Origin of the sequence: Micromonospora vinacea (genome assembly GCF_015751785.1) — a bacterium.
Lineage (GTDB): Bacteria > Actinomycetota > Actinomycetes > Mycobacteriales > Micromonosporaceae > Micromonospora > Micromonospora vinacea.
Genome location: NZ_JADOTY010000001.1, coordinates 6,182,478 through 6,194,388 on the forward strand (window position 1 = coordinate 6,182,478; position 11,911 = coordinate 6,194,388).

At 69.9% G+C, this 11,911-nt stretch carries 8 protein-coding genes; 4 read left to right on the forward strand and 4 right to left on the reverse strand.

Annotation, left to right across the window (positions count from 1 at the left end):
* Positions 1 to 129 precede the first annotated feature (129 nt).
* Positions 130 to 684 (reverse strand): effector-associated constant component EACC1, encoded by a 555-nt coding sequence (locus IW249_RS28935; RefSeq protein WP_307788741.1) that lies wholly within the window; start codon positions 682 to 684, stop codon positions 130 to 132.
* A 10-nt stretch (positions 685 to 694) separates the two neighbouring features.
* Between IW249_RS28935 and IW249_RS28940 the strand changes: the two genes are divergently transcribed.
* Entirely contained in the window at positions 695 to 3,487 is a 2,793-nt protein-coding gene (locus IW249_RS28940) for a M14 family zinc carboxypeptidase (RefSeq protein ID WP_231392691.1), read from the forward strand.
* A gap of 71 nt (positions 3,488 to 3,558) precedes the next feature.
* On the opposite strand, the gene IW249_RS28945 is transcribed toward IW249_RS28940, so the two are convergent.
* Both IW249_RS28945 and IW249_RS28950 read right to left on the reverse strand, forming a co-directional pair.
* Positions 3,559 to 3,750 (reverse strand): DUF397 domain-containing protein, encoded by a 192-nt coding sequence (locus IW249_RS28945; RefSeq protein ID WP_196923666.1) that lies wholly within the window; start codon positions 3,748 to 3,750, stop codon positions 3,559 to 3,561.
* Positions 3,741 to 4,541, reverse strand: a complete 801-nt coding sequence (locus IW249_RS28950) for a helix-turn-helix domain-containing protein (protein WP_196923667.1) — start codon at positions 4,539 to 4,541, stop codon at positions 3,741 to 3,743. Before IW249_RS28950 ends, IW249_RS28945 begins: the two co-directional genes overlap by 10 nt.
* Positions 4,542 to 5,077: 536 nt before the next feature.
* Here IW249_RS28950 and IW249_RS28955 point away from each other — a divergent pair.
* The 3 genes from IW249_RS28955 (at position 5,078) to IW249_RS28965 (ending at position 9,408) form a co-directional block, all read left to right on the forward strand.
* Positions 5,078 to 6,007, forward strand: a complete 930-nt coding sequence (locus IW249_RS28955; protein WP_307788742.1) for a DDE-type integrase/transposase/recombinase — start codon at positions 5,078 to 5,080, stop codon at positions 6,005 to 6,007.
* 450 nt (positions 6,008 to 6,457) lie between these two features.
* Positions 6,458 to 7,060 carry a hypothetical protein gene (locus tag IW249_RS28960; RefSeq protein WP_196923669.1) on the forward strand — a complete coding sequence of 201 codons (603 nt, stop codon included), beginning with the start codon at positions 6,458 to 6,460 and terminating at the stop codon, positions 7,058 to 7,060.
* Positions 7,057 to 9,408 (forward strand): VWD domain-containing protein, encoded by a 2,352-nt coding sequence (locus tag IW249_RS28965; protein WP_196923670.1) that lies wholly within the window; start codon positions 7,057 to 7,059, stop codon positions 9,406 to 9,408. The genes IW249_RS28960 and IW249_RS28965 overlap by 4 nt, the downstream gene beginning before the upstream one ends.
* A gap of 149 nt (positions 9,409 to 9,557) precedes the next feature.
* On the opposite strand, the gene IW249_RS28970 is transcribed toward IW249_RS28965, so the two are convergent.
* The gene (locus tag IW249_RS28970; RefSeq protein WP_196923671.1) at positions 9,558 to 11,618 is read right to left on the reverse strand and encodes a cellulose binding domain-containing protein; all 2,061 of its coding nucleotides are present in this window, start codon (positions 11,616 to 11,618) and stop codon (positions 9,558 to 9,560) included.
* Between the last annotated feature and the right edge of the window lie 293 nt (positions 11,619 to 11,911).

Consider the following 11,911-nt stretch of genomic DNA (forward strand, 5'->3'; position numbering starts at 1 on the left):
GGGCAAGGAGATTCGGGCGGTAGCGCTGGGTCGAGAACCCGACATCGATCCACTTCGGAGCGCGCTACGGGCTATCCGTGCGGCGATCGATATCGGTCAACGCGGTCGACCCGGTCGGGTCGGGGCGGCTCAGCGGTCGTTGGTCTCGACAGACGGTTGGTGATCGGCCAGAGCACCCACGGCAGCCTCGATGAGCGCTGTCACCTGGTCCATGTCCCGAGCCCGGTGCACGTCCACCTCGGCCGACCACCCGTCGGGCCGGGTGAGCTTCACCGTCACATCGTCGCGGCGGTGCGTCAGCCAGCCGGCGATCGCCTGCACCAGCACCATGGCGGTGCCCGCGTCGCTGGCGGCCACCCGCAGTACGTCAGCGCGGTCGGCCGACGTCCCCTCCGGGGAGGTCGTGGTCACTCCCTCCCGCAACCGATCCTCAGCGCGAAGCCAGGATGCCAGCGAACGCCGCGCATCGGCGGACGGAAGATCCGGATGGACCGAAAGCGTGATCATCTCCGGCACGTCTCCCCCTCCCAGACGACGACAAGCCCACGCCACCATCCTGCCAGTCCGCGTCGGGACCGGCACGCCGAGTAGTCGGCAATATCGATCAACCCTTGACCGTCGTATCGACGGTTCATAGGCTCCGGCCACTGCGAGGTTGTTCCCAAGAGGGGAAACACGACTCATGGCCCCATCGATGCGTCCGTTCCGGATGGTCCCCGCCCGGCGGCTGGCACGTGCCGCCACGATCACGCTCCTGCTCGGTATGGTTCCCCTGTTCGGCGGCACGCCGTCCGCGAGCGCCGCCCAGCCCACCCGGTGCAGCGACGACCCGACCGCACGGCTGAGCACGGTGCCCACTCCGGAGAACGTGCTCGGCTTCCCGCTCGGCGCGGGGCAGGAGCGGGTCGTCACCAACGACGAGGTCCGAACCTACCTCGGGGCCGTCGATCGCGCCTCGAACCGGGTCGTCACCGGCGTGATGACCACCAGTGTGCTCGGCCAGCCGTTGCCGTACGCGGTGGTGTCCAACGAGCGCCACGTGCGCCCCGCCGCGCTACGCGAGATCGCCGACGACGTCCGGGACCTGCGCGACCCGCGCCGGACCAGCGCGCGAACCGCCGCCCGGACGGCGAAGGACAGCCCGGCCATCGTCTGGGTCACCGCGAACGTGCACGGCGGCGAGAAGAGCGGCGCCGACGCGGCGCTCAAGACGCTGTACGAGTTGGCGGCGGGCCTGTCCTGCGCGGTCGCCCAGCGCAACGACAACCTGGTCACCATCATCGTCCCCACCCAGAACCCGGACGGCCGCGACGCGACCCGCCGGCAGAACGAGTTCGGCTTCGATTTGAACCGGGACTGGTTCGCCCGCACCCAGCAGGAGACCGACGGCAAGCTCGAACTGCTGCGCCGCTACCCGCCGCAGGTCTTCATCGACGCGCACGAGATGGGCGGCCGGCAGTACTTCTTCCCGCCCAACGCCGACCCGATCCACCACGAGATCGCCGGTGAGGCGGTGGACTGGATCAACCGGATCGGTGAGGCCAACAAGGCCGGCTTCGGCTTCAACGGGGCCTGCGACGACACCGTCACCACCGAGTGCTACTTCAACTACGACACGTACGACATGTTCTTCATGGGCTACGGCGACACGGTGCCGACCACCGGCTTCGGCGCGGCCGGCATGACGTACGAGAAGGGCAGCGCCTCGGCGGTGGCCGACCGGGTCCAGCAGCAGTTCCACACGCAGTGGTCGACGCTCGGCTGGGCCGCCGCGAACAAGCGCGAAGTGCTGGACGGTTACTTCGACATCTGGACCGACGCGCTCGCCCAGGGCCGGGCGGGCACACTGGAGCCGAACGAGGTGGTGCAGCCCACCAACGAGGTCCAGTTCCCGGTGCCGGACCTCACCATCCGCTCGTACTTCCTGCTGCCCGACCGGCAGCTCGCCGACGTCCGCCAGCTCGTCGAGCGGCTGCGGCGGATGGACGTCGAGGTGTACGAGGTGCAGAAGGCGACCCGGGTGCCCACCGCGCGGGTCTTCGGCGGGCGCAGCGCCACCAACGTGACAGTGCCCAAGGGCGCGTACTGGATCCCGATGGACCAGCCGCAGAAGCACTGGATCCAGGCCGTCATGGGCGAGGACCCGTACGTCCCGTTCCCGTACTTCTACGACGTGTCGTCCTGGAGCAACCCGCTGCTGATGGGCATCAACACCATCTACACCGGAGACACCGTCCGGCCGAGGGCCGACCTGGTCCGCAAGGTCACCGGCGGTCGCACCGGCGCGGCGTGGCCCTGGGGCTCGTACACGTACCCGCTCGACTCGGCCGCCGCCGCGGAGCTCACCTTCGACCTGCTCGGCCGTGGCGTACCCCTGGTCCGTGACCTCACGACCAGCACTGTCGCCATCCCGGCCGCCAAGCTGAGCCGGACGGTCGACCAGTTGGCCGAATCCCTCGGGGTCACCCTCACCCCGGGCGGCCGGCCGTCCGGCACCCGCCTCGACCTGCCCGACGTGGGGCTGTTCCAGGGCACCGGCATCTCCACCACCTCCGGCTCGCACGGCGAGGCCCGCTACGTGCTCGGCAAGCGGTGGGGGCTCGACCTCACACCGGTCACCACTGCCGACATCAACGACAACACCGAGGCGTTCACCGGGCGCACCGTGCTGCTGGTGCCGGACGGCAGCAGCGCCACCGGCGGTCTCACCGCCGCCGGACAGGCCAACCTGCGCGACTGGATCGGCCAGGGCCACACCTACCTCGGGCTGCGCAACGAGGGCACCCGGGTCGCCCGCGCCGCCGGGCTCACCTCGACCACTGAGAAGACCAAGCCGGCGGACTACCTGGTGATCGGCTCGCACCTGCGCGTCGACGTCGACCGGGACAGCCCGGTGGCGTCGGGTCGCCCGGCGGAGGACTTCGAGTTCAACAACAGCGACCCGATCCTGACCCCGAGCACCACCGGGACGAACGTGCTCACCTACCCGACGGGTGACACCTTCTGGGCCAACGGTTACACCGTCGGGGCAGAGACACTGAAGGGCACTGCGGCCGTCGTCGACGAGCCGACCGGCGCCGGTCGGGCGGTGCTGTTCGCGTTCAATCCGCTCTTCCGCGCGTACAACGAAAATGGTCTGCACCTGGTCGCCAACGTGTTGCTCTACCCGGCGACCGCCGCGTCGGACGCCCGGCGCCCGGCCGGCGTTGACGCGGCGCGCGCCAGCGCCGCCGCCGCGCCGGTGACGCCGGACCTGGGCGGCGGGTGGCGGCCGATCACCATCCAGGTGGCGGCCGGCGATCTAACCCGCACCCGGGCGATCGTCGAACGCTTCACCACCGACGCGCAGGCGTCCGAGAAGAACGGCTCGGCGTACGTCGTGATCCCGAACCCGCAAGGGCTCCAGGTGGACGAACACCCGTTCGCAAGAGATCTGGTACGCGCGCTGCGCGAGGCGAAGGTGCCGCTGCGGTCGGTGGTGAGCTAACCGACTCCCGCACGGTAAAGCGCCCGTCCCCTCAGTTGGGGGCGGGCGCTTCTGCGCGTTCGGGGTTGGGGTTATGGCCGCCGGGCGACCTCGGCGACGAAGGCCCGCCAGGCCACCGGCCCGAAGACCAGCGCCGGCCCTTCGGGGTCCTTGGAGTCCCGCACGCCCACGATGCCGGGCAGGTTGTCCGCGACCTCGACGCAGTTGCCGCCGCCGGAGCCGCTGCGGGTGGACTTGCGCCACGTAGCGCCGGTCAGGTCCATGACGTCACCACTTCCTTCATCAGATCCAGCGACTGCTGGCGGGGTAGCGCCTCGCTGCGAACCATCTCCCACCTCGACACGAGGGTATCCACATCGTCGTCGCGGTCGATGACGACGCCGCCGAGTTGGTTCTCCATCTCGGCCACCCACTTGTGGTCGGGCAGCCGGGCCAGGCTGAACGGCCCGGTCAGGCCGACGTGCATGCTGACCTCGTCCGGCAGCAGGTGAATGCTGATGTTCGGCCGTTCGGCGAGGGTGGTCAACTGCTTGATCTGCCCCGCCATGATGTCGCGGAAGTCCGCGCCGGCGCGGCGGAGCACCGCCTCGGCGATGACGGCGACGAAGTGAGGGGCAGTCGCCTTCGTGAGGGTCTCCTGCCGGTCCATCCGGTGGGCGAGCCGCTTCTCGACCTCGTCGTCGCTCAGCGTGTCGTTGCAGCGGATGACGGCGCGGCCGTAGCTCTCCGTCTGGAGCAGGCCCGGAACGAGGCTCGGCTGGAAGCACCTGAGCTGCGTCGCCGTGCGCTCCGCGTCCAACCACGGCAGGAACCACGACGGGGCGCCGAGCTTACCCACCATGCGCTCGAACAGCCCGCCGTTCTTGAACGCCCGGTCGGCGCCCTTGATGAAGTCCATCGTCAGCGCCCGCGTCTCGCTCTCCACCGCGCTGACGTGCGAGGCGCTGAAGCCAGCGCCCCGACCGAAGGAATCCTGGGTCATCCCGGAGGCCCCTCGGGCGCGGCGAATTTCGGCCACGATGAACGCGGCGAGCGGGTGCGGCAAGTCGGCCATTCGTACTCCCCCACAGCTACCCACGCCGCTATCCGACGTGGAACGCTTCGCCAGCTCGATCCGATCCGGTGAGCCGCTGCCTGAGCGTAGCGGCCTCATCTGCGGAGTGTCACCGTCGGCGCGCGGCGCGCCAACTGACCGCGCTAGCTGACCGCGTTTTCCCTCGAACCCATGCAGATCTTGGACAGTTTCCGTTACGGCCTAACTATTCAGTCCCATGACATCTGTCAGTGTTGAAGTCTCGATACATGTGTCACTTGGCAGGGGCCTTGGGTGTGCTGGTCCATGGTGCCGGGTATGGCTTCTCGGCGGCGTGTCATGAATCTGCTCGATGCCCAGTTGGCTGCTGGGTGCGGATCAACGCCGCCGAGTTCGCGCGTGAGCATGGGGTTTCGGTCCGTACCGTTTACCGGCATCAGGCACGGATCAGGGATGAGGGCGAGTGGCATGAGCGGTCCCGGCGGCCGCGTAGCAGTCCGCGGACGACGCCACCGGAGTTGGACGCCTGGATCTGCAAGCTGCGCGTCGAACTCGGCGTGGATAACGGGGCTGACTTCATTCGCGACGCGCTGATCGAGGTGCACGCCGCTACCGGTGCGCCGTGGCGGGTGCCGTCGCGATCGACGATCAACCGGGTCCTGGCCCGGCATGACCTGCTCGAACGGAACCCGGCGAAACGGCCGCGCAGCTCGTTTCGGCGGTTCGTCTACGCCCGGCCCCGCGACTGCTACCAAATTGACGCCACGAACGTCCGGCTCGCCGACGGCAGCCTCGCCGCGGTCTTCGACGTCCTGGACGACTGCACCCGAACCCTCGTCGGCTGTCACGCAACGAGCGCGGAGACCGCCGAAGGCGCGGTCACCGCGATCAGGCAGGCATTCGACGAGTACGGCACCCCGGCGATCGTGTTGTCCGACAACGGGACCGCGTTCACCAGCCGATTGACCCGGCCCGGATCGATCTCCACGTTCGTCCAGTGCCTCCTGGACCACAATGTCCGGCCGATCAACTCCAGCCCCTACCATCCGCAGACCTGCGGCAAGGTCGAACGCCACCACCAAACCCTCAAAAAATGGTTGAGCACCCACCCCGCCCCCGCAACCCGCGCGGAACTGCAGAACCTCCTCGACGTCTACCGCCGCTACTACAACACCCAACGACGCCACAGCGCCCTGCCGCGACGCGCCACCCCCGCCCAGGCATGGACACACGCGCCCAGCCTCGGCGGGCCGGCCAGCCTACCGATGCAAACCGACGCCACCCTGCACCGCTGCCTCGTGGGCAGCACCGGCGCCATCACCGTCGCCGGACACCGCACCAGCGTCGGCACCACCCACGCCGGCGCCACCATCACCGCCATCCGCGACCAGAGCCGGATCACCATCTACCACCAAGACGGCCAACCCCTCGGCCACTTCCACCTCACCCCCGACCGGACCTACATCAGCCTCACCCGAGCAGCCTGATCAACAACACCTGACACATCTATCGGGACTCCCCCTTGACACATGACTCGGGACAGCACAGTTACGCCTAACGGAAACTGTCCAAGATCTGGCGATCAGGCGGGGCTCGACGGCGGAATCCGTCCGGCGCATGCGGTGACGGGCGAGCCGGATTGTCCGTTCGGGACAAACTGGACAATGCCGTTGGCCAGGGCCGACATCGGCGTTGTGCGGAACAGGCCGCATCGGTGGTTCGGCCCGAGCGGACCAAGCCGGCCCAGGGTTTGCGGGCGACGCCGCTGTAGCCGGTGCAGGCGACCTGCGAGTCCTCGGTGGCCGGCGGCTCGGCACCCCTCGGGTCGGCTAGCGGACATCCACCGGGCCGGATCACGACAGCGCTCCCTGCACCCTGCGGCGCAGGCTGGCCGGGATCTGTGCCGACGGTCGGCACCCGGAGGAGGCTCACGGCCCATGGTCGTATCCCGCGCAGGGACGGCGGTGCTGGCCGGCGGTCTCGCCCTGCTGCTGACGGTCACCACGGCCGGGTGCAGACGGTCGCGTCCGTCGCCGACGCCGTCCAGCGGCACGGCGACTGTCGGCCTGACCGTCAGCGCCGGCCAACAGTCGTATCGGGTGGGTGAACAGATCAGCCTGCGACTGAAGCTGGTCAACAACCGCGACGCCGAGTGCCAGCTCAGCCGCGTGCCGGACGGGGCGGTGACGGTCCTGTCGTTGACCCGCGACGGCACGGCGGTGGCACCAGCGGTCGGCGGGGCCGCCTACTACCGGGACTTCACCACGTACCTGGTCGAGAACCTGGTGCGGGTGCCGCCGCGCGGGTCGGTGGAGCTGACGCTGCGCAGCGACCCGCAGAGCCCGGTCGGCGCGGCGTTGACCACCTCCGCGCCGGACGGACGGGGTGGGGCCGCCGTCACCTGGTGGTCGGTCGACCAGCCGGGGGCGTACCGGCTGGTGCTGGGCTATCTGCGAGCGCCGCTGCGGGGTGTGCCGGCGGATGCCTGCGCCGCGACGGCCGAGCAGGGCACTGTCGCGTTCGAGGTGAAGGGCGGATGACCGGGATGCGCGCGATCCGGACGGGTCTGGTTCTTGCGGGAGTGCTGGTGCTCCTCGCCCCCCAGGCGGCGTCCGCCGTTGTCACCGTTGAACCTGGCCTCCAGACGGAGTACGCGGGCTGCGTCGGGCAGATTCGCAGCTCCGGCAACGGCAAGGTACTCGAAGAACTGGAACGCTCCGGAAAGAGGATCCGGGTCCGTGAGCCCATCGTCGACTCGGAGAGCAGCACCACCAAGTACATCCCGGGTAGTGACGTGCAGATCAACTGGGTGCCGAAGAACGACGGGCGGGCGCTGCCGGAGGAGGGCGCGGGCTTCACCGAGGATCAGTGCGCCACCCTCATCCACGAGATGAACCATGCCCTCGACCTGGCCAACGGCATCGAGCGGGGCCAGTTCTGTACGCAGGGCGGCCAGTTGGCCAGCAAGGTGGATCCCGGCGAGGTGCACGCGGTGCTGGCGGAGAACGCGTACCGCAAGGCCGTGGGTGTGCCGCTGCGCACGACGTACAGCGGGCTGCCGCTGCCGTCGAACGGCAAGGACTGCGACAAGCCCAGGCCCCGACCGCCCGGCGGTGGTGGTTGTTCGATCTCGGTTATCGGCAAGGGTTACCGGTGCGCGAACAGCAACGGCGACCCGCACCTGCTCACCTACGACGGTCTGCGGTACGGCTTCCAGGCCGCCGGGGAGTTCGTGCTGACCCGCTCGACAGCCGATGACTTCGAGGTCCAGGTACGACAGACGATGTTCCCGGCCAGTTCGGTGGTGGCCGTCAACTCGGCCGTCGCCGCTCGGGTGGCCGGTGACCGAGTCGGCGTGTACGTCACACCCGACGGCCCGGCGGTCCGGGTGAACGGCGCCGCCCCGGTGTCCGCGCCCGACGGGGTGAAGCTTCCGCGCGGCGGCACCGTCACCACCTGGGGAGACGGCACGGTGACGGTGGAATGGCCGGACGGCACCCGGCTGACCGCGCAGCCGATCGGCGTGTGGGGGCTGAGCGTGAGCGTCGGCGCGCCCACCGCCCGGGCCGGAACGCTGGAGGGTCTGCTCGGCGACCACGACGGTGACCCCGGCGACGACCTGACCGTGCGCAACGGGAAGCGGGTGCCGCAGCCGCCCACGTTCGAGGCGCTGTACCCCGGCTTCGCCGACAGTTGGCGCGTCGAGGCGCAACGGTCGCTGTTCGACTACGAGCCGGGGCAGAACACCGGCACATTCACCGACCGGCGCTTCCCGGACCGGCTGCTCACCGTCCGGGACCTGCCCAACCGGGCCACCGCCGAACTGGTCTGCCGGCGAGCCGGTGTCACCGATCCGCAGATCTTCGCCGACTGTGTGCTCGACGTCGGTCTCACCGGGCAGGTGGCGTTCGCCGAGGACGCCGCCCGCTCCCAGCGCGACGTGCCCGCTGCCGGTGATGTCGACCTGGCGGTGACCCGGGCCGGCGCCACGGCCGCGATGAAGGTGCCGGGCCGGGCCGGTCAGAAGATCTTCGTGGAGGTGCCCGCCGCCACCGTGCCGGATCGGTGCGGCGTGTTGCTGCTGCTCGACCCGCAGGGCCGTCAGCTGGCTACCGGCTGCGTCATCTCCGGTGTCGGCTTCATCGACACGACCACGTTGACCGCCACCGGCGACCATGAGGTGGTACTCGACCCGTGGGATGCCGACCTCGGTCGGGCGACGGTACGGGTCGTTGCGGTGACCGACGAGGAGAAGACCCTCACGCTGGACGGGCCCGCGGTCCGGGCGACGCTCGCCCAACCGGGCGCGATCAGCCGCCTGTCCTTCGACGGACGCGCCGGCCAGAAGGTCTTCCTCCAGGTCACCGACGCCACGGTGCCGGACCGGTGCAACCTGCTGCGCCTGCGGGACCCGGCCGGCGAACAGGTGACCAGCGGCTGCGTGATCGGCGGCAAGGGCCACGTCGACGGGTTCGTCCTACCGGCCAGCGGCCGGTACGTGCTGGAAGTCGACGGGACCTCCACCGACACCGGCGCGGCGGACGTGCGGCTGCGCGACGCTCACGACGAGCAGGCCGACACGGTGGCGGACGGCCGGGCCGCCACACTGACGGTCAGCCGACCCGGTGCGGTGAGCCGGTTGCGGTTCCCCGCCGACGCCGGTCGTCGCATCACCGTCGAGGTGACCGCCGCCAGCCTGCCGGACCGGTGCGGGATTCTGCTCCTGAATGGCCCGGCCGGCGACACGGTGGGAAGCGGCTGCGTCATCGGCGGGACGGGGCGGTTCGAGACGGGTCCGCTGCCGAAGGGCGGCACGTACACCCTCGTGCTGGACCCGTGGGCGGACGACACCGGCTCGGGCACGGTCACCATGCGCCAGGGTCGCTGACTGCGGCGGCTGTTGTGGGGGGACGGCCCTTCCCGGATGAGCGTGATGCCTGTGAGTCATCTTGATGACCCACAGGCATCACACACTTCGGGGAGTACGTCAGGGGCAACCCGAGCCGCAGTGACCATCGACGCCCCCTGGCCGATCGGTCAGCCGGTGGCGCAGACGGTGCCGTTGAGCGTGAATGCCGTGGGCAGCACGTTCGGCCCGCCGTACGCGCCGACGAAGCCGGCGCTCACGGTGCCGCCGGCGGCGATCTGCCGGTTGTCGGCGGTGGGCGTGACCCGCACCGCGGTGCCGACCTGCTCCCAGGTGGCGCTCCAACCGCTGCTCACCTGCTGCCAGCCGGTGGGCCAGGTCCAGGTGAGCGTCCAGCCGTTGAGGGGGCTGGTCCCGTTGTTGATGATCTCGACGCCGCCGATGTAGCCGTTGCCCCAGTCGTTGTTGCTGGTGAAGCGGACGGTGCACGTACTGGCGGCGGGGCTGCCGGTGGCGAAGGTGAGCGGCGGTGAGGCCCAGGAGACCCGTCCGGCGGTGTCGCGGGCCAGCACGTTGACCGTGTACCTGCTGCCCGGCACGAGGTTGTCGACAGTGAACGATGTGGTCGTCGTCTCGCCGAGCTGCTCGCTGACCGCGCCGTGCTGCCGGTGCACCTCGTACTTCGCGATCGGACTGCCGCCGGGGGTGGCCGCCGGCCAGCTGATCGTCGCGGCGCGGTCGGTGACGCCACTCGCGGTCGGCTGGCCCGGTGCCGTCGGCCGGCCGGCGGTCGCGCCGGCCGGGCGCAGCACCAGCGTGGTCAACGAGTACGCCGGCAACGTCCGGCTGGTCGCCGAGCCGGACTGGCTGGTGGCGATGCCGGTGGCGCCGTTGATGAGGGTGGAGACCGTCGGCGCGCCGGCCGACGGGGCGAACCCGGCGTAGTCGATGGTGACCGGGTGGTCGTTGTCCGGGTCCTTGTTCACCAGCAGCACGGCGAGGTCACCGTTGCTGCGGCGGACCGCGTGGGCGGTGACCAGGGGCTCGTCGGTGCCGGCGCGAACGAACTGGTCGCCGGTCTTCGCGAAGAGCTTCATCATGCTCAGACCGTGGTACGGCGCGAACGGTGTGTTCAGCGGCGGTTGGCACACCGAGCCGTCCTCGGTGCAGGCGCCGCTGGAGAGCATCCCGAAGTCGCCGTAGTCGGTCTGGCCGGCCACCTGCGTCACGGCGCCCATGCCGTTGTGCACGTTCCACCAGTGGGCGGTGAAGACACCGTTCTCCAGCAGTCCGCTGTAGACGTCGGCCAGGAAGAGCGCCGCCGGCTGGGTGTTCCGGCCAGCGTCGACGTTCAGCTCGGTGAAGCTGATACCGATCCGGTCGGCGTCCGCGCCGGCGTACCGGGCGAGTTGCTGCCGCAGCAGGTAGGTGGCGTCGGGAAGGTGGTCGACGCGGGCCAGCGACTCGGCGGCGGTGCCGCCCGGGTACCAGTGCACGTCCACGAAGTCGATTTTCGGACCGGCGATGGAGAGCACCGTCTGGTTCCACGGGCCTGGGTCGCTGCCGGCGGTGATCCCGTCCGGCCAGTTGCCCGGCATGGTCAGCACCGCCCCGACCTTGATGCTCGGGTCGACAGCCTTCATCGCGTCGGCGTACTCGACGACCAGCCTCGCGTACTGTGTCGCGCTCTTGTCCGGGTGGTCGTCCGCCTCCCACGCGGACCCGTAGTGGCCGTTGCCGTAGTTCTCGTTGCCGACGGTCCAGTAGCGCGCGTCGTATCCCTTAGTCACGTTGGCGTACCGCACCCAGTCGGCGGCCTCGGCGGGCGTGCCGGTGCCGTAGTTCGCAATGATCATCGGTTGCGCGCCGACGCGCCGGACCGCCGCCATGAAGGTGTCGAAGTCGGTTCCCGGCGCGACGTAACCGCCGGGCGCTGTGTGGTCCTTCCAGTGGTAGATGTCGGCGTACGAGCCGCCGGGGTAGCGCATCATCTGCACGCCGGCATCTCTGAGCAGGTCCGACGTATCGGCGGTGCCGAGGTTCGAGTCCCAGATGGCGTGGTTGACGCCGAGGGCGGTGTCCGGCACGGTCGCCAGACCCGCGCGGGTGTTGACGGTGACGGTGACCGGGTCGGCCGCCGCGCTGGCGGTTGGTGGGTTGACGCCCGCGAGCGCGCTCGCGGCGAGCAGCAGGCCCGCCAGGAGTGTTGCGCGGGTCTTCGGTGTACGCATGGGCGGGGGTTCCTTCGCGCAGATGAGTCGCCCGCCCGGTCAGGGTGCGACGCGGTGACGGGCGAGCCCATGGAGGGATGACTCTCGTTGGTCCATCGCTTGTGTCACCGTCCCCCGGAGATCACATCTGGATCCCGGCTGCCCAGTGGACGGGTGTCAGCCCCGCGCGCGGCTCTTCATCGACGTACCACAATGGCACTGTCGGCTCGACAATCTCAAGGTGCGCGGCACTCGGACCGCAGCGCACGGGATCGACAGACGTCATACGTTACGCCTTGACGAACGGCATGTTA